The sequence below is a fragment of the Ruegeria sp. BHSB058 genome, assembly GCF_059613285.1.
In genome coordinates this window covers 1-25170 of record NZ_JBXWSF010000040.1, presented here as the reverse complement: position 1 = coordinate 25170, position 25170 = coordinate 1, and the positions used below count along the sequence as shown (strand labels likewise).

The window sequence follows — 25170 nt, the reverse complement described above, 5'->3', positions numbered from 1 at the left end:
CGATGGATACGCTGATCTCCGGTTTCGGGATAATTGCTCAATGGAACGTGGTCGCAGCCCTCCTTATCGGGTCGATAGGCGGTGTCATCATCGGCGCATTGCCGGGCGTCGGCGCGGCTGTTGCAATTGCAATTCTCTTGCCCGCCACATTTGCCTTTGAACCCATTGTCGGGCTGACTTTGCTTTTGGGTATATATGGTTCATCCATGTATGGCGGCGCGATCCCTGCAATTCTGATCAATACGCCCGGAACAGCGGTCAACGCCCTGACCACTTATGACGGTTATCCGATGACGAAACGAGGACAAGGGCAGCGAGCGTTGTCGCTGGCCTACTCGGCTTCTTTCTTCGGTGGCATCTTTTCGGTTATCTGCTTGATCATCCTGTCGCCGGTTCTTGCGGCCGTCGCCCCGCATTTCGGTAGTCGCGAGATCTTTCTTGCGGCACTCATGGGCATCATCCTTGTGGTGTTGGCCCATCGGGGGCAAACGTTTGCTGCGGCGATGTTGGCAAGTTTTGGCCTGTTGCTGAACACCGTTGGGCTGGAACCGGTCAAATACACGAAACGTTTCACATTTGACCAAAGCTGGCTGGCCTCGGGGGTCGATCTGATCGTTGTTGTTCTCGGACTCTTCGCCATCAGTCAGGCATTACTACTTCTGGTCGACAAAGATCACGCGCCGGGTCAGGCGCATGTCGATGGTAATTTACTTTCGGGGTTCAAGGAACTTTTCGGGATCAAGCGGGTAGCGACTGTGTCATCCAGTATTGGCGTTTTGATGGGTATGGTTCCCGGAGTGGGCGAGTTTACGGCGCAATTCCTATCCTATACCTATGCCCAGAAAAGCTCGAAAGAGCCGGGAAAATTCGGTGACGGCTCGCCGGAAGGCCTTGTCGCGTCGGAAGCGTCGAACAATGCCGTGCCAGGCGCTGCCATGATCCCGTTGCTGGCGCTTGGCATCCCGGGCGAGGCGCTGACCGCGATGATGCTGTCGGTCTTTTACGTCCACAATGTGATCCCCGGCCCCCAGCTGTTTGAAAGCCAGATGGACTTTGTCATGGCGATCTATCTGGCGCTGATACTGCTAAACGTGATTGTTCTGGTCTTTTTGCTGTTCTCGACCAACCTGCTCTTGAAGATCATTCAGATCCCGACTCGTTTTTTGGGAATCATAATCATCATCCTGTCCTTTGTCGGGGTCTACAGTCTGCGAAACTCCATCACTGATTGCGCCTTGGCTTCCGGGTTCGGTGTATTTGGGTTGATTCTAAAGCGGCTAAATCTGCCGATTGTCCCAATCATTCTAGGGATGGTTCTGGGAGGCATCATGGAGGTCAAATTGCGCAGCGCGATGGCCCGGGTCAAGACGCCACTGGACTTTGTCGATCGTCCCATCGCCGCCTTCCTGTTCGCAATGATCGCGCTAATTTTCGCGTTGCATATCAGAGCCTTGATCCGAGAACACAAAGCCCGCCGGAACCCCGAGCCTGTCGGACCGGAAACAACCACACAACAAGGGTGATTTGAATGCTTGACCAGGCAGCTATAGATCGCATCCGACGCCAGGATATTCCCGATCAGGGCCATTTCATCGATGGCAAATCTGTTTCTTCGGTATCGGGAGAGCACCTGGAAGTCATCTCCCCCATCAATGGTCAATTCCTGACGCGGATCGCCAAGGGTGTTCCGGATGACATGGCCAAGGCAGTGAACTCGGCTCGGGCCGCGTTCGAGGATGGTCGCTGGTCTCGCGTGGCGCCTGCTGCCCGCAAGAAGATCTTGATGCGGCTGGGAGATCTGATCGAGGAGCGAGCCTTGGAATTGGCCGTGCTGGGCGTTCGTGACAATGGAACCGAGGTCAATATGGCCTACAAGGCGGAAGCTTTGTCAGCCGCGGCTACGTTCCGGTACTATGGCGAGGCCATCGACAAGATCTACGGTCAGATCGCTCCAACGCCCAATGACGTACTGGGCTTGGTTCACCACACTCCAGTTGGTGTAGTGGGGGCAATTGTGCCGTGGAATTTTCCCTTGATGATCGGCAGTTGGAAAATCGCGCCCGCTTTGGCCGCCGGCAATTCTATTGTTCTGAAACCTGCTGAAAGTGCCTCGCTTACCCTACTCAAAATAGCTGAGCTGGCTTCTGAAGCAGGGTTGCCTGATGGCGTGTTCAACGTGGTGACCGGAAAAGGATCGGTCGTCGGAGAGGCCTTGGCCTTGAGCATGGACGTGGATATTCTTGTTTTTACCGGATCGGGTGCCACAGGACGGTGCTTAATGAAGTATTCGGCGGAGTCCAATCTAAAGCGCTGTTATCTTGAGCTTGGCGGAAAGTCTCCAAATATAGTGTTCAACGACGTGCCAGACCTGGCTCAGGCAGCGGCAATATCAGCAGCAGGTATTTTTCGGAACTCAGGTCAGGTTTGTGTGGCTGCATCCCGGCTGCTGGTACAAGACGACATAGCTGACGATTTCGTGGCCGAAATGGCGCGCCATGCGGGTGCTTTCCGCGTTGGCGACCCACTGGATCTGAAAATCCAGATAGGTGCCGTACATTCTCTCGCTGAGCTTTCGTCCAATCTGGATTTTGTTCATACGGCCCAAGACGAGGGCGCTCGCTGCGTTACGGGTGGCGAGCGGATACTGGAGGAAACCGGAGGTTACTATATGTCGCCCACGATCATGAGTGGGGTCAAACCAACCGATAACCTGTTTCGAAAAGAGGTTTTTGGCCCAGTTTTGGCGGTTACGACGTTCAAGGACGAGGCTGAGGCAATTGGGCTGGCCAACAGCACCGATTATGGGCTGTCCGCCGGGATATGGACCTCGAATATAAGCCGTGCGCATCGGATGGTTGACGCGGTGCGGTCCGGTGTCATCCACGTCAATACATATGGCGGTTCCGATATGACGGTCCCGTTGGGAGGGGTCAAGCAATCAGGCAACGGGCACGACAAATCACTGCATGCGATGGACAAGTATTTGGATCTGAAATCCGCCTGGATTCAGCTTTAAGATAATTTGGTTGCGGCGGTATCGATCGCTAGGAGGAAACGAATGTCAAAAAGAACCATCCTGGTAATTGGCACTTACGACACCAAGGAACCCGAAATGAGGTTCATCGAACAATGCATCAAGGGACAAGGAGCCAATGTTCTGAGTATGGATGTGAGCGTATTGGGTGTTCCTTCCGGCCCGACGGATATCAGCAAGCACGATGTTTCCGCCGCTGGCGGCATGACCATTGATGACGTCATTGCGTTAGGAGACGAGAACAAAGCCTTTCGTGTCATGTCACGGGGGGCTGCGTCGTTGGTTGCGAAAGAACATGCAGAAGGGCGGTTTGACGGAATGTTGGCAATCGGCGGCACGATGGGCACGGACCTCGCGCTCGATTGTGCTCAAGTCCTGCCCATGGGAGTGCCAAAATACATCGCCTCAACCGTCAGCTTTTCTGCCTTAGTCCCCCCTGATCGTTTGGCGCCTGACATCCAGATGATCCTTTGGGCAGGCGGCCTCTATGGGTTGAATTCGGTATGCCGGTCATCCCTTTCCCAGGCTGCCGGAGCCATCGTAGGAGCCACAAAAGCTGTTCAGCCGCCCTCTTCAGATCGACCCATGGTCGGTATGACCTCGCTGGGATCATCCTGTTTGAAATACATGAAAACACTGAAACCTGCACTTGAAGAACGAGGGTTTGACGTGGCGGTGTTTCATTCGACGGGAATGGGCGGCATGGCTTTTGAAAAGCTGGCCGGTGAGGGAGCGTTCAATTGCGTCATGGATTTTTCTATGCAGGAATTCGGCAACTTGATGGCCGGGTCGCTCGTTTCCAGTGGTGAAGACCGGCTTACAAATGCAGGAAAGGTCGGGACACCTCAGATGGTGGCGCCTGGAGCCCTAGACTTGGTGGATTTTGCTGGCTGGCAGGATATCCCGCCGCAATATGCCGGCCGCCCCTTTCACGAACACAATCGATTGATCAAAAGCTCTGTCTTCACAGCTGAAGAACGCCGCATGTGGATACGTGAGATGGCAAAACGAATGGCAGCCGCCAAAGGGGCAACACACTTCTTCTTGCCCCTAGGTGGAGTCGAAGAATGGGACCGGGAAGGGCACGAGGCGCACGATCCAGAAGGGCTTGCCGCATTGGTTGACGAAGCCCGAAAGATTATTCCTGGACAGACGCCAATGACCGAGGTGGACGCGCATATTAATGATAGTGAGTTCAGTGACGCAGTGCTGTCTCTTTTTGATGAATGGATCAGGGACGGGACCGTTTCCAAAGAATTGCGGGCGCAATGAACGACCCTAGAAGAACCATGCCGGTTAATAACCTGCCGTCTCCAATTTACTCGCGGAATGCCTTCACGAAGTAGTCTGTGAGCGGTTTGGTCAAATAGGAAAGCGGCGTTCGCTCGTCCGTCTTGATCAAAGTCTCAACGGGCATGCCCGGAAGCAGAACTTGGCCCTGGAGACGGTCCAACTGCCCCTCATCCAGATAGAGTTCGGCCCGATAAAAACTATACCCGGTTTTTTCGTCCGTAAACACATCAGCCGAAATGGTAGCGACATGGCCGTCGATTTCTGGTGTCTGCCTTTGGTTGAAAGCTGTAAACCTCAGTGTAGCCGCCTGCCCAACATGGAGTTGGTCAACATTAATGGCATCCACCCGCGCCGTTACTTTCAGTGGGGTGTCCTGCGGAACCACATACATCATAGGTTCGGCGGGTTGGACCACCGATTGCAGCGCAAAGATCGTGCTTCCATAAACGACACCTGAGACAGGTGCCCGAATATCCATGCGCGACAACTGTTCACGCAGTGAAAGACGCCGTTCGGCCAGTTCAATCTCGCGGAATTGCAGGTCGCGCAAAGTTGTTATGGCTTCTTCCCTTCGGGTTGCGCCAAGGCGGACGATCTCGATCTCAGTCGAGGCGATCTGGCCTTTGAGCCGGGCTACGGTCGCTTCGAGCTGCCCGATTTCACCGTTCAGGTTTGCGCTTTCGCGCTTCAATGCCGAAACGCGGCTGGTCTGTGTAAGGCCCCTTGTCAGAAGGCTTTCCTGATCTTCCAACTCGTCCTCGATCAGGGCAACTTGCTCTCTCAAAGCGACCAGTTGCGCCTGCGTGCCTTTGATTTCGCTTTCGATCTGCGTTTTCTGCTCCCGAAGTTGTTCCGACTGTTTCTCCATTGTTTCTGCTCGGGCAATGAACAAGCGGCGCTGACCGTCTACAAGTTCCTTCGTCGCATGCTCGTCTTCGGTCAATTGCTGGAGTTTGGTGTTCAGTCCTTCGGTGTCCTCACCATCGCGTTCCGCCTCAAGGCGAGCCTTGCGTGCGAGAAGTTCAAACAGTTGCCCCTGGACGATAGTAAGTTCCGACGACAGGAATGTGTCGTCGAACCGGATCAACATATCGCCCGCATTTACCCTGTCACCGTCGCGAACAAAGATTTCGCCCACGACACCACCATCCGGATGCTGAACCACCTGACGATTTGTTTGAACCTCGACAATCCCCGGAGAGACGATAGCACCAGCAAGTTCCGTTTGCGTGCTCCAGACACCGATGCCGCCAACCAAAATGGCCAGCGCGAAGAACCCTACGGCTGCAGGAAAGGCAATACGCCATGCAGGTTTATTGGACGAAGCAGATATATCGGCCATTACTCGCCCGCCTTTCCGAATTGTCTTTTGATCACACCAGCATTTTGAACCATTGCGCTCAGCACCTCATCACGGTTGCCTATCCGCACAATCTGGCCTTTTTCCACCACGGCTAAACGATCGCATTCAGATATGGCTTGAGGGCGATGAGTCATGATCATGACGGCTTTGCCGACAGACTTGAACTCTCGCACTGCGGCATTGAGTGCTTCGGTTCCTTCCGCATCCAAAGCCGAATTCGGTTCGTCTAGGATCAGCAGAACCGGATCGCCATACAAAGCGCGTGCCATCGCAATCCGTTGCTTTTGACCACCGGACAATTGGCTGTCGTTACCTTCGAGAAACGTGTCATATCCCTTTTGCAGGCTCAGGATTAGCTCATGGGCCTTGGCCTTCTTGGCCGCGGCAATAACTGCCTCGGAATCAGGGTTCAGGGACATGCGGGCAATGTTTTCGGCAACAGTTCCATTGAACAAAGTAACTTGTTGCGGCAGGTAGCCGATATGCTTGCCCAGATCACTGACATCGTACTGGTCCAGCGTGGCTCCACCCAATCGAATTTCCCCCGCCGCAGCGGGCCAAAGTCCCAGCAAAGCCTTCGCCAATGTGGTCTTGCCAGATCCGCTTTTGCCGATAACGCCGATGGCTTCGCCCGGCTCCACAGTCATGCTGACATTGCGCAAGGTTGGCGTCGAGGCACCCGGAGGAATGACTGTCACGGATTGCACCGACAGGTGCGCTTTAGGGATTGGTAACTTGGTTCGCTTGTCTTCTGGAGGGATTGAGTCAAGAAATCTGCTCAACGATGTCCACGAGGTTCTGGCGCGTTCAATGAGCCCCCATTGGCCGATCGACTGTTCTATCGGCGCGAGCGCGCGACCCAATAGGATAGAGCCGGCAATCATCGCGCCTGCGGTCATTTCGTTTTGCAAAACCAGGTAGGCACCAAGTGCTAGCATGGCCGATTGCAGGAATAGCCGAACTGATTTGGTTAGAGATGTAAAGCTGCCGGTCCAGTCGCTAGCGGCAATTGTTTGCCCCAGCGCGTCGGACCTCTGCCGCATCCAACGTGCTGTCACGTCGCGTTGCATACCCTGGGAGCGCACAACTTCGGATGCCTGTCGGGCGCTTTCCGAGAAAGCGTTGGCCAAGGCTGACGCTTTTTGGGCGTCCGCTACGCGCTTGCGCGTCAAAGCCTGATTGAGCAATGCGACAACTATCAGTATGCCTCCTCCCACAATTGCAAGCCAGCCAAGCCAAGGATGAAAGATGAAAATCGCGGCAAGAAACAATGGCGTCCATGGTATGTCCAACACGGCCAAAAGTACGGGAGAACTGCACAGTGTTTGAATAGATTCAAGATCACGCAGGGCCGTCGCAGGGGTAGATCGGGCACGCGGGTGAATCGATTGTCTGAGTGTCGCTTCGAAGACTCTTTCATCCAGTTCAGTTTGCAGCCGCGCTCCAAATCGCGCGACGATGCGGCCGCGGGCATAGTCAAGTAGGGCCATCAGGCCATATAGCAGAGCCACCAGCAAGAACAGCGCAGTCAGCGTTTCTTCAGATCGCGATCCTAGAACGCGGTCATAAACCTGAAGCATAAATAACGGGCCTGTGAGCATCAGAATATTTACAAAGATGCTGAACAGGAAGGCCACGCCGATGTATCGAAGGCCATTGTTTCGCGCCGCTTGAAGTTCGTGGCGTGCCTGAGGCATTTGGCTTAGACGTGTCATATTTAAGATCAGACTTTAATGGGCTCACAAAACGCGTTCGCGATGCTTGATTCCCGGGTTTAATTGTTTCCGAACATTGACTGAATTTTCAGCCGCTTATCAGCTTCAGCCCATGTGTCCGGTCATTCGGTCCCCACATTCTGCAAAGAGTTTTAGGAGCTTTCTCGAAGGAGCTAAATACATCTTCGATTTGTGTCTTCAACACTCCCTAGTTCTTGTATTGCGGAAAATCGCCAAACTTTTTGATACTCAGCGACTTATCGCCTGCAACACACCGGGGCGGGTTTGGTTATGCTAGTATTATGTTTGGAGCCAACCCAACTGCGGACGTGCCGATGGTTTTCAACCCACGATCATCTGTTTCATTTTCAGTGCCTCATATTCCAACTCATTGAGGCGAAACTGAACCACATCTCCAATTGTTATCATCCCGCACAAGTTTCCGTCCTTCAATACTGGCATATGTCGGAAGCGCCCCTCGGTCATACGCTTCAAGACGTCCATTAGAAAATCCTCTGGTGCGCAGCTTTGAACTTTCGTGGTCATCAGATCAGAAACGGACTGAGGCAAGGTCTGTCCAGGCGTCTCGGCCATGCGTCGCACGATATCCCGTTCAGAAAGGATACCCTGCAGCGCGCCATTCTGATCCGTGACGACCAAGGCGCCGATACGTTTTTCCTTCAGGAGTTTTACGACTTCATGAATAGTCTCTCCCGGGCGGACGGAAAACACATCGCCTCCCTTTCCTTCCAAGAGCTTGGCTACGGTCGTCAATGAGTGTGACAAATTAGATTCAACGGTTTGGCTGTAGGTGGTGGTCTCGGCCTTGTCGCCACGCTTGGGCGCTTGGTAAGAGCTTGGGGCCATTGGCTGGTCTCCTCCTGTACCGGTTCGAATTCTTGTGTCCACCTTACCGCTGGTGGGCGATCTGTATAGTGGGCAAATGCGTCACAAAATGTCAGAGTACTGTGAATCAAGGGAAATCTGAATGCTGCAAAATCTTCACCTTACTTCGCTAAGTGGTGTTTTGATTGTTTTCTTGGTCGTTGTCTGCGGTCACCGCTTTCGCCAAGCATGGAAGGAGCAAACGCCGGGCTGGCAGATTCGCGCTTGGCTATATGGAGTACCAGCAGCGCTAGGTTTGATAGCGCTGGGATTCCTTCCTTTCGACCACTGAGTGTTGTTTGACTCCGCAAATATGCGCTGTCATATGCCGAGTGCATTTGTCTCTGGAGTAAGTTTATGCGCCACTGGTTCGCTTTGGTCTTTCTGTGTCTGACTGCCGGCTGCCTGTTCGACAAGGAGTCCGAGGTGGTTCGCCTGTCGGGCGAGACCATGGGAACCACTTACAACATTATTGCCATCGGCGACAATCTGGACTCGGAAACGTTGTCTCAGTCGATCAAACAAACCCTTGCAGCGGTTAATGCAAAGATGTCGAACTGGGATCCAAATTCTGAGGTCTCAACTTTTTCGACATCCAACAGTACTGCTCCTGTCAAAGTCTCCGCCGAATTTGCCCGAGTGATGGCGGCGGCCAATGAAGTGCACGAACAAAGCGGTGGTAAGTTTGATGTAACTCTTGGGCCGTTAATTGAACTCTGGGGGTTTGGCCCTCGCAAGCCCGATGATCCGGTTCCAAGCGACCAAGCCATTTTGGCTGCGCTTGAACACGTTGGGCAAGGGTCGCTTCTCCATTTGGACGAGTCAACATTAATGCTTGCCAAGACAGACGGCAGTGTGGGCATCAATTTGTCGGCTATTGCCAAAGGTTTTGGTATCGATGCAGTGGCTGCTACTTTGGATGCCGCCGATGTCCACGATTACATGGTCGAGATCGGCGGTGACCTTGTGGCAAGGGGTGAGAATGACAAGGGAAAGCCGTGGCAAATCGGTATTGAAAAACCGGAGCCCGGCGCGCAGGCAGTGCAACTGGTCGTGCCTGTTAGTGACTTGGGACTAGCAACATCGGGCGACTATCGGAATTTTTTCGAGCAGGATGGGGTTCGATATTCGCATATTATCGACCCGACAACCGGTCGTCCGATTACGCACCACACCACTTCAGTGACGGTTGTATCCGAAAACGCGATGATGGCGGATGCTTGGGCAACTGCGATGTTGGCCTTGGGATTGGATGACGGTATGAAAGTGGCCGAAAAATTCGATCTTGCCGTCTTTTTTATTGCTCGGGATGTGACAGGCGACGATGAAGCCTATATCACGGTGCAAAGCAGTGCATTCAAGGAAGTGCTGGGCCGAAACTGACCGGGGTAAGAACTAAGATGAGCACATTCGTATTGGCATTCTCTTTGTTGTTGATCATCGTCGTGGGCATGTCTTTGGGTGTCATGCTGATGGGTAAGACGATCAAGGGCAGCTGCGGCGGCCTTAATGCAATATCGGGGGCGGACAAATGTGTCGTATGCCAAAAGGACATCGATCCGGACAGTCCGCTGAGGGACAAACTGCAATGCCCGCGTGCACGTAAAAAGTTGGAAGAGATGGAGAGTGAAGCTTCCGTCTGACGCATCGAGTCTGCATGCGGTACGCTGGGCGCAACAGCATTTTCGTAAGGGTCGTTATAGCCAATCGCCAAACGTTGATTTACAATTCAGTTAGCATGTGAAGTAAATCAATTCGGATGGAGATCATGGTCAGGCCGAAGAACATTCTTTTTATTATGTTCGACCAGCTGCGCTGGGACTATCTGAGCTGTTATGGCCATCCGCATTTGCAGACGCCGAACATTGATCGTCTGGCCTCGATGGGCGTTCGATTCACCCGAGCGTATATCCAATCCCCGATCTGCGGCAGTTCACGCATGTCTACGTATACCGGACGCTATGTGCATTCCCATGGGGCCTCGTGGAACGGCATTCCCCTGAAAGTCGGTGAAGTGACAATGGGCGACCACCTGCGGGAAGCCGGAATGGAATGCTGGTTGGTCGGGAAAACGCATATGAGAGCAGATGCCGAGGGGATGGCTCGGCTTGGCTTGGAGCCTGATAGCCTGATCGGTGCCAGAGTGGCGGAGTGCGGATTTGACGTGTTCGAACGTGACGACGGCATGCTTCCCGAAGGGCCCGACGGTTACTATGATGCGAATGGTGCCGAGAACTACAATAAGTACCTTCGCGCCCTCGGTTACGAGAGCGACAACCCATGGCATGACTTTGCCAACTCAGGACTGGATGAAAACGGAAACGTTTTGTCAGGCTGGTTCCTGAAACATTCCCAGAACCCGGCGAACATTGAAGAGAAACACAGCGAAACGCCCTACCTAACGACACGAGGTATGGAGTTCATGCAAGGTAACGAGGGCCCGTGGGGCCTTCACCTCAGCTATATCAAACCGCATTGGCCCTATGTCGTACCCGAACCTTATGCGTCAATGTATGGTCCAGAGCATGTATTACCCGTAAACCGTTCGGATTCCGAACGACAAAATGCGCACCCAGTGCTGAAGGCGTTCATGGATACCAAGGTGGGAGAGGCTTTTTCGCGCAAGGAGGTGCGAGATGCGGTAATCCCGGCTTACATGGGCCTGATCAAACAAGCGGATGACCAGATGGGTCGGCTGTTCGACTGGATGGAAGAAACGGGACGGATGAAAGACACGGTGATCGTTCTGACTTCGGATCACGGCGATTTCCTTGGGGACCACTGGATGGGGGAAAAGACTTTCTTCCATGATGCATCGACCAAGGTTCCATTGATCATCTTCGATCCGTCCGACGAGGCGGATGATACTCGTGGATCGGTTTGCGATGCGCTGGTGGAATCTATCGATCTCGTCCCAACGTTCGTTGAAGTTGCCGGTGGGCATATTGCGGATCACATCCTTGAAGGCGAAAGCCTGCTGCCAATTCTAAGGAGTATGAGAGGCGACACAAAACGCGACTACGTCATTTGCGAGTATGACTACTCTGCTTCACCAGTCGCCGACATTTTGCAGGCGGATGTTCGCGATGCCGTGATGTTCATGGTTGCAACGGAAAAATGGAAGCTGATCCACTGTGAAGGCGGTCATCCGCCCATTCTATTCGACCTCGAGAACGATCCAAATGAACTCGTGGATCTGGGAAAGTCCGAAGCCCACGGGGACATCATTAGTGCGATGTATGACCGTTTGTTCGAATGGACGCGCCGCCCGTCACAAAGGACCACAAGAACACACGAGCAACTGATCGACATGAGAACAAAAAGCCGAGGACGCGGTGTGATGGTCGGAATCTACGATGAGAATGAAGCCCCACTCCACTTGACCGTCAAATACCGGAAACGAAAAGCGAGGCCGTACAAGAGCTATTTGAAATGATATTCTAGTGGTTTGAGCAAGACGGACGAGTCCGTTTTGGGATTCCCTCTGCCTTGGGGTTGTGCGTGTCTACAAACATGCGCACCGGTGTCAGTTTCAGCCTCTCGTCGACCGACCGTCACCGATTGGATGCGATCGTTTCGAATGGCAACAGCCCCCAGAAGCATGTCTGGCGGGCCCGGATCATTCTTCTGAGCGACAACGGGCACGGCACAGCGGCGATCATGTCGGAGACAGGCAAGTCCAAGACCTGCGTCTGGCGCTGGCAGGAGCGCTTCGTGGAGGAAGGCGTCGAAGGTCTCCTGCGCGACAAGACACGGCCACCGGGAACCCCGCCAACGCCGGCAGATAAGGTCGCTGAGGTCGTGCGGCTGACCCAGAAGCCGCCGCATGAGGCCACGCACTGGACGCTCAGGGTGATAGCCAAAGTTGCCGGGGTGGCGCCTTTGACGGTACGTGGCATCTGCAAGGCGCATGGCCTCAGCCCGCATCGCTGGCGCGCGTTCAAACTCTCGAAGGATCCGAACTTCGTAGACAAGCTGATCGACGTGGTGGGGCTGTATGTCGACCCGCAGGCGCACGCGGTGGTGCTTTCGGTCGATGAGAAGTCACAAATCCAGGCGCTGGATCGCACACAACCGGGCTTGCCGATGAAGAAGGGGCGGGCCGGCACGATGACGCACGACTACAAGCGCAACGGAACCACCACACTATTTGCAGCGCTGAACGTGCTCGACGGAACCGTGATTGGTCGGAACATGCAGCGTCATCGCCATCAGGAGTTCATTCGCTTCCTGAATGACATTGAGCACCGCGTGCCCTCAGGCAGGGAGGTCCACGTGATCCTGAACAACTACGCCGCGCACAAGCACGCCAAGGTCCGCACCTGGCTGGAGAGGCATCCGCGCTGGACCTTCCACTTCCTGCCCACAAGCTGCTCCTGGCTGAACGCGGTCGAAGGTTTCTTCGCCAAATTGACCCGGTGCCGCCTGCAACGCGGCGTGTTCCACTCACTCGTCGATTTGCAGGCCGCCATCAACCGCTTCATCGCAGAACACAACACGACCGAGGCCAAGCCTTTCCGCTGGACGGCCGACCCCGACCGGATCATCGCCGCGCGAAACCGTGGGTTCCAGACCTTGGCTTCGGGCCGATAGGTCGATCGAAGTCTGACAGAAGTCGTCAGATGACGGCTTGGAGCCCAAGGCGGCCAAATGTGCTAAGGTCAAATGGCCGCAAGAGGGGATGTTGGCTTTGGTGACTTATGTCAGAACTAGATAGTCAATGGATCGACATTCCGGACGAGCGTTTGCAGCGCTTCGAAGCGATGTTCCGGTGGAGCGAAGAGACCGCCCATTACTATGATGGCGCGTGTCTCGCCCCTGGGCTTGATATTCTGGATTTTGGCTGCGGCCCGGGACATCAAGCAATCGAATTTGTCGACCGAGTTGCCCCTGACGGTCATGTTCATGCTGCCGACGTAAATGAAGATTTTCTCGCGAGTGCTCGATCAAAGGCAGAACAGGCAGGAATTGCCGATCGCATAACCACGCACCTATTGACCGATGAAGATGTGCCCTTGCCGACGGCAAGCGTCGATCGAGTCATCGTGCGAAACACGCTTATTCATGTACCCAAGCCAGAGGCGAATTTGGTTGAGTTTCGGCGTGTGCTGCGTCCGGATGGGAGGCTTCATATGATCGAGGGTGACCGGCGTCTTATGGCCGTCGAACCTCTTGAAATGAGAGAATGGAACGATCTCATCGAAGCGGCGGCTTGGGCCTGGGAACAGCCCGTCATCGGACGTCGGCTTCATGCTCTGGCACGACGTGCGGGCTTCTCCGATATCAAGGTCCAAGTCGTTACTGCAGCCGACACGACCGGCCGGTTGCTTGGCATGATCCGTACGATCGGCGAATATGCGATCGAGGGCGGGATGTCAGCACAGCGTGTCGCGACACTCTTGAAAGATTTGGAAGGTGCCGCCGTGGACGGGACCTATTTGGCAGTGTCTCCGCAGTTTGTAGTCACCGCGCGGACACAAGCCTAACCTCGCGGTATCATTCTTACCTCCGACCTTCGCCGAGGGGCGTGCGACAGGGTTCGCGATGTCTGATTCTGACCATTAGAGCATGATCTCCAGCTAGCCTACTGATCAATGGGCTTCTAGCCTATTAGTCTTTCTTGAAAGCGTCCCTCAGTGCAGCGCCAAGTGCACCAGTGCTGCCGATCTCTTCGGGGGCACTCCTGCGCTGATGGTTTGTTGCTGAGCTGCCTTTGTTCGATGCCGGCCCGCGTGCCGACCGATCTCTCTCAGCAACAGCCCCGCCATCCTTCCGCATGGTTAGACCGATGCGCTTTCGAGAAACATCTACCTGAACCACACGCACCTTTACAACTTGGCCCGTTTTTACCACCTCGTGCGGGTCTTTGACAAACCGATCGGCCAACTGGCTGACGTGAACCAGCCCGTCTTGGTGAACGCCTATGTCAACAAACGCACCGAACGCCGCGACGTTCGTTACAGTACCTTCTAGAACCATACCAGGTTTGAGATCGGTGATTTCTTCAACACCGTCGGCGAAGGAGGCAGTAACAAAACTCGGGCGTGGGTCGCGACCGGGTTTTTCCAGTTCTGACAAGATGTCTCGCACTGTTGGCAAGCCAAAGGTGTCATCGACGAATTGCTCGGCGCGTAAAGTCGTGAATGCTCCGCCACTGCCCATAATCTGCCGAATGTCTCGGCCGCACGCCTTAACGATGCGGCGGGCAACAGCATAGGCTTCGGGATGCACGGCGGATGCGTCGAGCGGTTCGTCTCCATCCGGGATGCGAAGGAAACCGGCACATTGTTCGAATGCACGCGGGCCAAGGCGGGCGACTTTCAACAGTTCTTTGCGTGTTCTGAAAGCACCATTAAGGTCCCGATGTGCAACGATCGCCTCGGCCAGCCCAGGGCCCAAACCGGACACGTGTGAGAGCAATTGTGCAGACGCCATGTTCAGGTCGACGCCCACGGCGTTCACGACGTCTTCAATCACGGCTTCCAGTGATTGACCCAAACGATGCTGATCCACGTCGTGCTGGTATTGACCGACACCGATTGACTTTGGTTCAATTTTGACCAGTTCGGCCAATGGGTCTTGCAGTCGGCGAGCGATTGAAACGGCGCCGCGCAAGCTGACATCAAGATCCGGAAACTCTCGTGCCGCAAGTGCCGAAGCAGAATAGACGGAGGCACCGGCCTCGGACACCACAACTTTAGTTGGACCTTTTACCGAATTCGGCAGTAGTTTCAACGTGTCTGCGACCATTCGTTCTGTTTCGCGACTGGCAGTTCCATTGCCAATAGCGATGAGTTCGATCTTATGTTCGGTAATCAGCTTGAAGATTGTGGTTTGCGCCCCACGCAAATCGTTCTTGGGCTGGAACGGATAGAGCGTCTCTGTGGCGATAAGTTTACCGGTCGCATCGACGACTGCGGCCTTGACGCCGGTTCTGATCCCTGGATCAAGGCCGAGTGTCGGACGTGCGCCCGCCGGGGCTGCGAACAGTAGATCCTTGAGGTTGCGCGCAAAAACCTGAATGGCTTCTTCCTGTGCGCGAGTTCGCAGATCTGCCATGAGTTCGACCATCATCGACAACGAAAGTTTCACCCGCCAACTCCAACCGGAAACTTTGCGCAACCATTGGTCACCGGGGCCATCGTCCCGTGTTTCCAAATGAGCTGCCACCATCGCCTCGGCGCGTGCAGTGCCGCTTTCTGGCTCGGGCGCAATATCCAGAGTTACGATGCCTTCTTTCGATGCTCGCAGCATCGCTAGCGCCCGGTGAGACGGCACATTTGCCCATAACTCAGAATGATCGAAATAGTCGGAAAATTTCGCTCCTTCCTGTTCCTTGCCGTCGATCACTTTTGACGTCAGAAATGCTTCTTTCTGCATGAAGCTGCGCAATTTTCCCAGAAGATTTGCATTTTCGGTTAGTCGTTCGGCGACGATGTCCCGGGCACCATTCAATGCGTCCCTGGACGTTGGCACTGCTTCGGTTACATAGCCTTCCGCCAGCTTTTCCGGGTCGGCGCTGCGGTCAGACAAGATGGCATCGGCCAGAGGTTCGAGCCCGTTTTCTCTAGCAATCATGGCCTTGGTGCGGCGTTTAGGCTTGTAGGGCAGATATATATCTTCAAGCTGTGCCTTGGTGTCGGCTTGTGCGATGGATTTCTTCAGATCGTCCGTGAGTTTCCCCTGATCATTTATCGAGTTCAGGATCGTTTCACGTCGTGCTTCCAGTTCTCTTAGATACGACAGCCGGTCCGACAGAATCCGCAGTTGAGTATCGTCCAGCCCACCTGTCACCTCCTTGCGGTAACGGGCGACGAATGGCACGGTGGCTCCTTCGTCCAGCAACTTGACCGCTGCGCTCACCTGTTCAGGGCGGGCGCTGATTTCGGTGGCAATTGTGCGGGCGATCCGGTCCAAACCTGTCTCCTTGAATCAAATTAGAGGAACTTCTTAGCCAGTGCCTTGAAGGAGGGAAAGAGACGGTTGCACCGATCACGGGAAAAAGAAGCCGGCCTAGATCTCTGAAGCAGGAATCTCACCCAGGCGACTGAGTTTCACTTCAGCGATTTAAGATAAGCGGCGATTGCGGCGCGATCTTCGGGGGTGAGTTGCGAGGTGTTCTTTATAACTGCAACCATGTGCCCTCCGGCACTGTCAAAGTCCGGAGTAAACCCGGTTTCGAGGTAGTATGCGATGTCCGCAGCGCTCCACGTCAACTTGTCCGGCGTCAGGGCAGGGATACGCCCTTCGCCGGTCGGATTGGGGGCGCCACCCAACCAAACGTTTTTTTTCAGGCCGCCCAACGCATCCCGAGGTGTATGGCATTCGCCGCAATGTCCCAGTGCTTCAACCAGCATGCGACCACGTTCAACTTCTGCTGTGGTGACCTCGGGCATAACCCAGTCGGCGGAAAATTTGAGCCGTTTCCATAGCCCCAACCCTCTGCGAACCGAAAATGGAAACGTGATTTCGTGCGGTAGGCTTGCGTCATCAGCTTCGGGGAGTGTCCGCATGTAGGCCCAGAGATCGGCAATCTGTTGATCCGTCATGCGTGTGTACGAGGTATAGGGGAACGCAGGATAGTAGTGCTGCCCGTCCGGTGAAACCCCATATCTCAGAGCGGTTGCGAAATCCGCCAGGGACCAATCACCAATTCCAGCGGATGGGTGCATGGAGATATTTGGTGCCAGGAATGTGCCAAAATCAGAAGGAAACCGTTGTCCTCCGGACAATGTCAACGAATCCTCCGCGCCTGGCGATTGATGACATGACGAACAGCCCGCCGCGAGGAACACTGTTTTCCCGGCCACTGCATCACCTTCTTTTTCGGAAAATGCCTCAGAAGAGAGGCGCTCAGGCGCCGTGAGCAAAAAGAAAACAATGGCGGCCAAAACGGCCGCCAAAGACAGCGCTAGGACACCCCGGCGCATATAGAGCTAGTTCTGAGGTTCACGGAAATCGTCGTGGCAACCTTTACACGTGCCTCCGACGGCTCCGATCGCTGCACCAATCTCGGCTGCACCTTGTCCAGCTGCAGCTTGCATCTGCACTGCGGCAGGGGCAAACGCAGCCCACTTTTCCTGGAACCCTGCGGAATTGCTCCAGATCTCAGGCTTGGCTCTTGTGCCCTCATTGGCTCCGGCTTCCGAGCCCTCAGGCCAATTGGTCAACTGGTTTATATTTGAAATCGCGACAAGATTGTCTGCTGCTGCTTGCGCCAAACCAGCATCATATTCCAACTCGCCTTTGGCCATCGCACCGAGAATGCTGATGTTCAATGCCTGCATTCGCATCTGGCCTTGCCTCGCATTTATGGCCGACGAATAATCTTGGGCTTGTGCAATCCCGGTACTTAACAAAGTCGCTATCGTGATAGTTAAAAAGGTCTTTTTCATGTGTCGTCCGCCTCTCCGGTCGTTTGACCTGTTAAACAATAGAGCGTTTTTTGAAATTGCCATAGCAACTTCTGCGACCGGTCCGGTATCAGGGACCTCCAGTAGGAGCGCGCATGCAAGTCGGGGTTCATGGCCTGTCGCACCGGTCCGGTCAATATGAGCCTGCGACAATCCAGTTCTCAGCCAAACCGACCAAGGTCTGAGAAGGTTGTTCTTCGGTCAGGACCAGAGTCGGAGATCGAGGCAGAAATGGTCCGAAGCAGACCAATTCGAGGATAACACGGGACAAAAGTCTGATTTCCTAGAATTCAATACATGTTCAAATTGCCAGAGAGACGGCTATACCCGTCGGTTTTCGCACTGGCAGAAGGAGAAAGACGGATGAAACAGGCGACGAAATTGGCTTTGACCACAGCCCTATCAGCAACACTGGCAGCAATTCCATTGACCATAACCACTAACGAGCGCGGGTTTGTAACCTTATCCGTGCCAGTAGCATGGGCGAAGGATGGTGAGAGCGGCGGAAACAGTGGCCCCGGTGGTGGAGGGGATAGTGACGGAGGAAGCAGTGGATCTGGCAGCGGCGGCGACGACAGTGACGGCGGGAATAGCGGGCCTGGCGGCGGCGGTGACGATAGTGACGGCGGGAATAGTGGATCTGGCGGCGGCGGCGACGACAGTGACGGCGGGAATAGCGGATCTGGCGGCGGCGGCGACGACAGTGACGGCGGGAATAGCGGATCTGGCAGCGGCGGCGATGATAACAGTGGGCCTGGAAACAGTGACGATGATGATCGCGACAGCCGAAGCTCGCGAGATGATGATGACGACGATGGACGTCGCGGAAGGAAGGGCCGAGGATTGGACGATGACCCGAATCATCATGGGCGCGAAGTGACTTTTGCGGATGGATCGAAGATCGAAATCGAAAATGGCCGGTTCGAACGGAAGAACGCGCTTGGTCGCACGGTCGAAGAACGCCCTGCGACGCCCCAGGATTTTGAGAATTTGGCGAATGCCCGCAGTACACAGGCGACGGCGCCCAGAGGAGCTGCCAGCCGAGCAAAAGGTGGCGGCACGGTAGCCAGTTTCGAGATCAGCGGACGGAATATTGAAGTCAACTATGTGGATGGGTGGAAAGAAGAAATCGAGAATGGGCAGTATGAGTTGAAAGACGCCAACAACAACACTGTGGTTGAACGGACAGCAACACGGCAGGACAGAAGCCGGTTGTTTGGTGCGTTCGAATAGCTTTCATAATTTGTGAAGTTGGTAAAAGTGCCTGGAAAACGGGTCGGTAACCGGTTTCTATATGGACAGACTAGAGGACCTGATCGCGTAGTTGGTCAGGTCCTTTGGCAAGTATCTGGTTGCACCAGTTTTGGCGCCCTTTCTCGAACTAGAACATGAAATCCAAAATACGTAGAGCAAGAACAAGAAGCATGGTTTTCGCTTCCTGCCTGCGAAACACCGCCGAAAGGTGCGCAGTTGCCGTGCCCAACGGATCGGACCGTCAATGAGATTGTCAGGTTCTAGTGCATCAAACCGAACCGCCCATTTCGGGCAGAGTTTTCAAACGTTTTCCACTCAGGACTGGCCGAGGTGGTGGGCCTTTCAACGCGTGTCGGAAGTCAAAAAGAAACAACATCCAACCTAGGCACCAGAAACACGCAGCCCAAAAGAGAAAGTTACTGGAAGATGGCAAGACCAGCACAGAGGCTCTTGTAATGGTGGCAAGCCAAATCAGGGCGACTGCGGCAATAAATACTCGGCTGGCCTTCAGATTGCCGTCTCCGATATGGGACGAAGCTCGGCCCGAAATGGCCATGATAAGTCCCGCCATCGCGCCCATCGTCAAAATGTGCAGCGCGGTGGTTTTGTCCAAAGGCCATTCGAATGCTTTAATAGAACCCATCACTGCCAAGCCAAGTGGAAGAAACAAAAAAGACCCATGCAAGGCGACTAGGAGCGGGTTCCCGAGGACTCTGTGGGTTTGCCACTTACGCATGGACACCAGGATCAAGAGTGAGGCAACCATAAGAGCAACGCCCTCAGCACGCTCTCGCTCGACTAGGAAGAATGCGAATGCGATTAGCAGGAAGGCAATGCTGGCGTATCTGTTTCGGGTGCCTTCGAACTCGGTGACACATTCGCACGATCGCGACATCAGCCAGTTTCGGGTAAAGGCGGGTATTGCTGTACTGCCGATGTTCAGGATCATCAACGCAAACAACAAAATCATAACATGCAGTACCGACGAGCTGGTCGCGAAATTACCCCATGAGGCGCCAGCTAAAAGGGCGCCGTCCAATCCGGACATGGCAAGCACCGCGATGCAGTAGAAAGATCTTCGGTAGGCCTTCGCGGTCACAATGCCTTGGAAAAGTAGGCCTGCCAGTACAAGAAAATACCCTGAATTCGCGATGACAACGAACAATGATGGCAGCCAATCTGCTGTTGCCATTGTGAATCGTGCAAATACCCAAAGACCAACCAGTAATTTCAGACGCCACCCGCAAATCGGATCGGCGCCGGTCCACGAGGGCAAGGCGGTGAGCAAATATCCACCTGTGGCGGCTCCTGCAAATCCAAAGATTAGTTCGTGAGCGTGCCAAAGCGAAGGGGATGGAAAGACCGGCGCGGGAATGCCAATCAAGGGGCCAAGCGGCCACCACATTACCGACAGGAGCGCTGCGAGTATGGCCGCGAGAAACAGCGGTCGGTAAGGGGCGGCTAAAACCTGAGCAAATAGAGTATCCGAACCGCCGTAGTGAGAATTCATACCGCGTTAATATCGGCACCGGACCAACTCAAACCGGTATCGCCTGTAAGGAAACCGTCGCTAAATCTGATACCAGGGTTTTGCGCCGAAATCTCCTCCGTAAGGCCCACGGCCGATGTCTCACCTTCCAGCAAACGACGATACCCCTTGCACAAATTGGTGAAACCCTTCGATTGTGGAGATAGGCGCAGCGCAGAGACCGCGCAGTCTGCCAATAGCCCAATCTGGTTGGCAGCACAGGCATATGTCTCGGACAGGGTCTGCACTCCGTTCATAGCCAGAAACGGTTGATCGTCCAATGTTCGAACCTGCAGGCCATCGGGGTCATCTTCGCAGGCATATTGGCAATTGTCTTTAATCCGCCCATGCAAGCGCGCATGATAGCATCGACCAGACATGGCCAAGGGTATGCGCCCATGCCCCCAGATTTCGATCGCAACACCGAGTTCCTGAGCCTTGTCCGTCAAGCGCCGCACCGAGTTCAGAGGCAGTTCAGGCGGCAGGCAGATGCGGGTTGCACCGCGCTTGGCGAGCCATGACAGCGTACCCTCGTTATAAACATTGATCAAAGGACCGACATGAAAGTCGACGCCTTTCGGCAGGTAAGCCAGCGCAGTCAGGTCATTGACCTCGACAGCCGCGCCCAATTCGGCTAGCTCGGCAGTCAATTTCCGTTCACGTTTTAATGTCACAAGCGCAAGGCTGGTGAGTACCACCTGTTTCCCCGCTTCTGCTAACGTGGTCATCGCTGCCGGGATCTGGTCTTGGTAGAATGGCAACCGTTTAGAGCACACGAGTTCACCCAGAACGACCCTGTCCACAGGTGCCGTTGCAAGATCAGAATAGAATTTGGTCCAGTCCTCTGTGGGCCAAAAGAACTGATTTGGACCAACCGTGAGTTCCATGGCGTCACCTCCATGTTTTTTTATAGGCGCCAGTAGTCATGGCCTGGCCTTCTGACAGGCTTGCCAACATGCCGACAGGCAGCGGCCTGCCTTGTTCGAGCGCGTCGACGGCAGCGCGGAAGTTTCGAACGACTTGGGCCACGTATGAGCGAGAGCGTTGGCGACCCTCGATTTTTAGGGCCGTGACGCCCGCCTTTTTCAACTGGGGAATTAGTTGTTCGGCATTCAAGCTGACCGGGTCTTCGAAAAGATGGCCTTTTTTTTCGCCTGCGCTGAAGCACCCTTTGCACAATGTCGGGTAAGGGGCCGGTTCACCCCTGCCTGCCCGGTGGATGGTAAAACCTCCAAGACGTGCATCCAAAACGCCGTTCTCTTCGATGTACTCAACATGGCTGGCTGGTGAACAAACCCCGTTCATGTTGGGCGATTTTCCGGTCGCGTAAGAAGACAAGGAGCACCGGCCTTCGGCCATCACGCAGAGCCCGCCAAAGACGAATACTTCGGTTTCGACGTCAATTTCTGAATTTATCGCGGCAATTTCGGGTACGGAAAGGACGCGCGGTAGAACAACCCGTCTCACTCCGAACTCACTGGCATAGAAGTTGATTATGTCGGCGTTGGCAGCGGCCGCCTGAACCGAGAGGTGACGGCGCAATTGAGGAAAATTAGCGGCCGCGTAGTCCAACAGGCCTGGATCGGCCAGGATCACGGCATCGGCACCTGCCGTTCCGGCGTCTGACACAGCGCGGTGCCAGGTGCTTTCCGCCCCTGCACGCGGATAAGTGTTGATTGCGACCAGAACTTTTGCTCCATGCGCATGTGCAAAGGACACGCCTTCACGCATTTCTTCTCGACTGAAATTCAGGCCGGGGAAATTCCGGGCGTTGGTTTCATCTGCAAAGCCGCAATAAACGGTGTGTGCTCCGGCCTTAACGGCTGCACGCAACGCGGCCGGTGTTCCTGCGGGGCATACGATTTCCATTACCACGATAAATTCTCCTCGGGTCGCGAGAGAAACAAACCCGTCCTACGTTCGGTCAGTGCAATCAGACGCAGAAGTGGAGTTGAAAATGGCCCTGAAAAACGCGCGCATTCCTGTGCTAGATCCAGTTCTTCTTCATCTATCGCATTGCGCAAAGCCAATGCGGCTGCCGTGTCGCCTTCGATCGTCAAGTCTCTGGAAAAAAACAGCGCGTCACCGTCGTATGCGCCATGGACAAGGCCTAGAAGTGCTGCAAGTGGCCCTGAAATTCGAGCGTCGCCATTGCACCTATTGCGCAAGACACGCACTCGCGGTTTGCCGCCATTTGGTTCCATCAGAATACAGATAGGCAGATCAGTGGGGTCCAGGACAAACCGCGACGAAACGTGTTCGCCCAAACGCCGGAACATGCCCGGGTGACGCTTTGCCAAGGCGCGGGTATAGCTGGTCAGGGACAGCGATAGCGGGCCAAGGGGTATGACCCTTAGCGCCCGTCCCAATGCCGGTGGAAACCGTGGGATGATCGGGGAGGGCTGAGGCAATGAGTGGTCCTTTCCTGCCGTGTCTGCACCTGTCCTAGTTTGATTGTGCCTCGCGTAATTTGACTGATGTCAATTCAGCTTGTGAATTCCTCTGATAGCTCGCGATCATCCGCAAAGGAGTTCCGCCATACGCGACCTGCCCCCATTTCCTGACCTGCGATCCTTTCTCGGCTGGTGCGCTGAGGCCGGGCAGTTTCAAACGGTGTCAGAGCCGGTTCCTATCCGCCATCGGATGACGGCGGTGCATCGCGTTGTTTTAGAGCAAGGCGGCCCGGTGTTGCAGTTCAATCACCCGGAATGCTCCGACAGTAGTCTTGGAGGGATGCCTGTTGTAACCAATCTGTTTGGCACGACTGAACGGGTCGCTGCGGGGCTTGGCATGCTAGAGGTTAACCTGCCCAAGCTGGGAGAATTTCTTGCGGCGTTGCGCTCTCCTTCGCCACCCTCCGGCGCACGTGACGCGCTCTCGCGTTGGCCGATGCTCAATGCTGCGCTGTCAACCAGACCGAAATTCCTATCGTCTGCACCCGTTCAGGGCATTGTTCGGGAGGGTGACGAAGTCGATTTGAACGTCATTCCTGTGCAGACTCATTGGCCGGGTGATGCTGGCCCGCTGATTACCTGGCCAGTTGTGTTGACTCGTCCATTCGGCACCAAACCTGAAGACATCTCACGTTACAACGCGGGAATCTACAGGGTTCAGGTATTGGAAGAGAACCGTCTGATCATGCGCTGGTTGCCCCACAGGGGTGGCGCGGCGCACCATCGGACATGGGTGCTTCAAGATGAACCAATGCCTGTTGCCATTGCCCTAGGGGCCTGCCCGGCACTTTTGCTTTCAGCGGCGCTGCCGTTACCAGAGACGGTCTCGGAACTGAGTTTTTCCGGTGTGCTTGGTGGAGTTCGACCTCGCTTTGCACCCGCAAAAACTGTTCCTCTGATGGTTCCGGCCGAGGCGGAAATCGTGTTGGAAGGTTGGATTTCGCCCGCGGAAACGGCGCCAGAAGGACCCTTCGGGGATCATACCGGATACTACAACGCTGCCGAACCATTCCCGGTAATGCGGGTGACGGGAATGACCAGCCGAAAAGAGCCTCTGTATTTGTCCACCTATACAGGGAGACCACCAGACGAACCTGCGATTATCGGAGAGGTTTTCAATACACTTGCCTTGCCAACGATCCGCGCGCAAATCCCGGAAATCCGTGACCTTTGGTTGCCACCTGCTGCCTGCTCCTATCGCATGGCGGTGGTGAGTATAGATAAGCGTTATCCCGGACAGGCACGTCGGGTTTTGATGTCGCTATGGGGAATGCTGCCACAATTCAGCTATACCAAGATAATTGTTGTCGTTGACTCGGACATCGATCCGTCAAACTGGGACGATATTGCCTGGGCATTGGCCACACGGATGGACCCCGCACGGGACGTGATGATCATTGATGGGACGCCCATGGACTATCTCGATTTTGCCTCGCCCAAAGCCGGTTTGGCCGGAAAAATGGGCATCGATGCGACGAAGAAAATTGATAGTGAAACCACCCGTGAGTGGGGAGAAGTTATGAGAACCGATCCGGAAGATGCGGCCTTTGCAGCCGATTTCGTGAGACGTGCTCTACCGGGGCTCATTCCATGATGCCCAGGCGCGTTGTTCTTGGGATTTCCGGGGCGTCAGGCGCCGCACTGGGTCTGTCGGTCGTCCGACAATTGGCAATACTTGGCGCCGAAACCGACCTGGTGATCAGTGCGGCTGCGGAACGCACGATTGAGCTAGAATGCGGGCAGGCGGCATTTGAAGAAGCCTGCAAGATTGCAACACGAGTCCATGACATAAACGATGTTGGTGCTAGCATCGCTTCGGGGTCGGTTCCGGTATCGGGCATGATCGTCGCACCATGTTCCATGCGAACACTGGCGGCGATAGCGAACGGATTGGACGACAATCTGCTGACCCGCGCGGCCGGAGTGCAGCTCAAAGAACGGCGGCGCTTGGTTTTGTTGGCACGCGAGGCACCTCTGATTTTGACCCATCTACGTAACATGACCACAGCGGTGGAGCTGGGAGCAACGATATTCCCGCCCGTTCCCGCATTTTACCTGCAACCTGAATCGGTCGCCGCCATCATCGATCAAATTGCAGCACGCGCCATAGATCACCTTGGAATAACGGTTCCAATGGCGCGTCAGTGGGCCCCCGAAAAGACCACTCTTTCTGGCCTTTCCTAGTTTTTGCAGTTCCCATGTCAGGTGCGTTGTAAGCCATTGTGGTCTGAC

The 25170-nt window shown here is 54.8% G+C and carries 22 protein-coding genes; 12 read left to right on the top strand and 10 right to left on the bottom strand.

Annotated elements, in window-relative coordinates; all coding sequences use genetic code 11:
- Window positions 1-2: 2 nt before the first annotated feature.
- Genes AC2FNB_RS11795 through AC2FNB_RS11785 form a run of 3 tightly spaced genes read left to right on the top strand, consistent with a single transcriptional unit; the run spans window position 3 to window position 4306 of the window.
- Window positions 3-1523 (top strand): tripartite tricarboxylate transporter permease, encoded by a 1521-nt coding sequence (locus tag AC2FNB_RS11795; RefSeq protein ID WP_496746498.1) that lies wholly within the window; start codon window positions 3-5, stop codon window positions 1521-1523.
- Window positions 1524-1528: 5 nt separating this feature from the next.
- A complete protein-coding gene (locus tag AC2FNB_RS11790) occupies window positions 1529-3016 on the top strand; it encodes an aldehyde dehydrogenase (protein ID WP_496746496.1) in 1488 nt (495 codons plus the stop codon).
- Between the two features lie 42 nt (window positions 3017-3058).
- The gene (locus AC2FNB_RS11785; RefSeq protein WP_496746494.1) at window positions 3059-4306 is read left to right on the top strand and encodes a Tm-1-like ATP-binding domain-containing protein; all 1248 of its coding nucleotides are present in this window, start codon (window positions 3059-3061) and stop codon (window positions 4304-4306) included.
- Between the two features lie 46 nt (window positions 4307-4352).
- Here AC2FNB_RS11785 and AC2FNB_RS11780 read toward each other — a convergent pair whose 3' ends face one another.
- The 3 genes from AC2FNB_RS11780 to AC2FNB_RS11770 all read right to left on the bottom strand — a co-directional run bounded on the left by AC2FNB_RS11780 (window position 4353) and on the right by AC2FNB_RS11770 (window position 8272).
- Window positions 4353-5669: an HlyD family type I secretion periplasmic adaptor subunit gene (locus AC2FNB_RS11780; protein ID WP_496746492.1), complete on the bottom strand. Its 1317-nt coding sequence runs from the start codon at window positions 5667-5669 to the stop codon at window positions 4353-4355.
- Window positions 5669-7405: a type I secretion system permease/ATPase gene (locus tag AC2FNB_RS11775; RefSeq protein ID WP_496746490.1), complete on the bottom strand. Its 1737-nt coding sequence runs from the start codon at window positions 7403-7405 to the stop codon at window positions 5669-5671. Before AC2FNB_RS11775 ends, AC2FNB_RS11780 begins: the two co-directional genes overlap by 1 nt.
- A gap of 342 nt (window positions 7406-7747) precedes the next feature.
- On the bottom strand, window positions 7748-8272 hold the full coding sequence (locus AC2FNB_RS11770; RefSeq protein WP_480750775.1) for a CBS domain-containing protein: 525 nt from the start codon (window positions 8270-8272) through the stop codon (window positions 7748-7750).
- A 375-nt stretch (window positions 8273-8647) separates the two neighbouring features.
- Here AC2FNB_RS11770 and AC2FNB_RS11765 point away from each other — a divergent pair, with 375 nt between their 5' ends.
- The 5 genes from AC2FNB_RS11765 (at window position 8648) to AC2FNB_RS11745 (ending at window position 13776) form a co-directional block, all read left to right on the top strand.
- Window positions 8648-9673 carry an FAD:protein FMN transferase gene (locus tag AC2FNB_RS11765; RefSeq protein WP_496746488.1) on the top strand — a complete coding sequence of 342 codons (1026 nt, stop codon included), beginning with the start codon at window positions 8648-8650 and terminating at the stop codon, window positions 9671-9673.
- 17 nt (window positions 9674-9690) lie between these two features.
- Window positions 9691-9933 carry a (Na+)-NQR maturation NqrM gene (gene nqrM, locus AC2FNB_RS11760; RefSeq protein ID WP_480750773.1) on the top strand — a complete coding sequence of 81 codons (243 nt, stop codon included), beginning with the start codon at window positions 9691-9693 and terminating at the stop codon, window positions 9931-9933.
- A 125-nt stretch (window positions 9934-10058) separates the two neighbouring features.
- Entirely contained in the window at window positions 10059-11726 is a 1668-nt protein-coding gene (locus AC2FNB_RS11755; protein ID WP_496746520.1) for a sulfatase-like hydrolase/transferase, read from the top strand.
- 77 nt (window positions 11727-11803) lie between these two features.
- Complete coding sequence (locus AC2FNB_RS11750) at window positions 11804-12883, top strand: IS630 family transposase (RefSeq protein ID WP_496746518.1); 1080 nt, start codon at window positions 11804-11806, stop codon at window positions 12881-12883.
- 152 nt (window positions 12884-13035) lie between these two features.
- Entirely contained in the window at window positions 13036-13776 is a 741-nt protein-coding gene (locus AC2FNB_RS11745; RefSeq protein ID WP_496746486.1) for a methyltransferase domain-containing protein, read from the top strand.
- A gap of 124 nt (window positions 13777-13900) precedes the next feature.
- Here AC2FNB_RS11745 and AC2FNB_RS11740 read toward each other — a convergent pair whose 3' ends face one another.
- From AC2FNB_RS11740 to AC2FNB_RS11730, 3 genes are all read right to left on the bottom strand, one after another.
- Window positions 13901-16207: a Tex family protein gene (locus AC2FNB_RS11740; protein WP_496746484.1), complete on the bottom strand. Its 2307-nt coding sequence runs from the start codon at window positions 16205-16207 to the stop codon at window positions 13901-13903.
- A gap of 137 nt (window positions 16208-16344) precedes the next feature.
- A complete protein-coding gene (locus tag AC2FNB_RS11735) occupies window positions 16345-17220 on the bottom strand; it encodes a c-type cytochrome (protein WP_496746482.1) in 876 nt (291 codons plus the stop codon).
- A gap of 6 nt (window positions 17221-17226) precedes the next feature.
- Window positions 17227-17685: a c-type cytochrome gene (locus AC2FNB_RS11730; protein ID WP_496746480.1), complete on the bottom strand. Its 459-nt coding sequence runs from the start codon at window positions 17683-17685 to the stop codon at window positions 17227-17229.
- 553 nt (window positions 17686-18238) lie between these two features.
- Here AC2FNB_RS11730 and AC2FNB_RS11725 point away from each other — a divergent pair.
- Entirely contained in the window at window positions 18239-18583 is a 345-nt protein-coding gene (locus tag AC2FNB_RS11725) for a hypothetical protein (protein WP_496746478.1), read from the top strand.
- Window positions 18580-18936 (top strand): hypothetical protein, encoded by a 357-nt coding sequence (locus tag AC2FNB_RS11720; RefSeq protein ID WP_480750765.1) that lies wholly within the window; start codon window positions 18580-18582, stop codon window positions 18934-18936. The genes AC2FNB_RS11725 and AC2FNB_RS11720 overlap by 4 nt, the downstream gene beginning before the upstream one ends.
- A 289-nt stretch (window positions 18937-19225) precedes the next feature.
- Here the strand turns inward: AC2FNB_RS11720 and AC2FNB_RS11715 are convergent, their stop codons facing one another.
- The 4 genes from AC2FNB_RS11715 to ubiT are packed head-to-tail and all read right to left on the bottom strand — an operon-like array spanning window position 19226 to window position 22896.
- Entirely contained in the window at window positions 19226-20467 is a 1242-nt protein-coding gene (locus AC2FNB_RS11715) for an NnrS family protein (protein WP_496746476.1), read from the bottom strand.
- On the bottom strand, window positions 20464-21372 hold the full coding sequence (gene ubiV / locus AC2FNB_RS11710) for a ubiquinone anaerobic biosynthesis protein UbiV (protein WP_480750763.1): 909 nt from the start codon (window positions 21370-21372) through the stop codon (window positions 20464-20466). The genes AC2FNB_RS11715 and ubiV overlap by 4 nt, the downstream gene beginning before the upstream one ends.
- Before the next feature lie 4 nt (window positions 21373-21376).
- Window positions 21377-22354 carry a ubiquinone anaerobic biosynthesis protein UbiU gene (gene ubiU / locus AC2FNB_RS11705; protein WP_496746516.1) on the bottom strand — a complete coding sequence of 326 codons (978 nt, stop codon included), beginning with the start codon at window positions 22352-22354 and terminating at the stop codon, window positions 21377-21379.
- Window positions 22354-22896 carry a ubiquinone anaerobic biosynthesis accessory factor UbiT gene (gene ubiT, locus AC2FNB_RS11700; protein WP_496746474.1) on the bottom strand — a complete coding sequence of 181 codons (543 nt, stop codon included), beginning with the start codon at window positions 22894-22896 and terminating at the stop codon, window positions 22354-22356. The genes ubiU and ubiT overlap by 1 nt, the downstream gene beginning before the upstream one ends.
- A 127-nt stretch (window positions 22897-23023) precedes the next feature.
- On the opposite strand from ubiT, the gene AC2FNB_RS11695 reads away from it, so the two are divergent.
- Both AC2FNB_RS11695 and AC2FNB_RS11690 read left to right on the top strand, forming a co-directional pair.
- Window positions 23024-24532 (top strand): UbiD family decarboxylase, encoded by a 1509-nt coding sequence (locus AC2FNB_RS11695; RefSeq protein WP_496746514.1) that lies wholly within the window; start codon window positions 23024-23026, stop codon window positions 24530-24532.
- Window positions 24532-25122 (top strand): UbiX family flavin prenyltransferase, encoded by a 591-nt coding sequence (locus AC2FNB_RS11690; RefSeq protein WP_496746472.1) that lies wholly within the window; start codon window positions 24532-24534, stop codon window positions 25120-25122. Before AC2FNB_RS11695 ends, AC2FNB_RS11690 begins: the two co-directional genes overlap by 1 nt.
- Window positions 25123-25170: the final 48 nt, after the last annotated feature.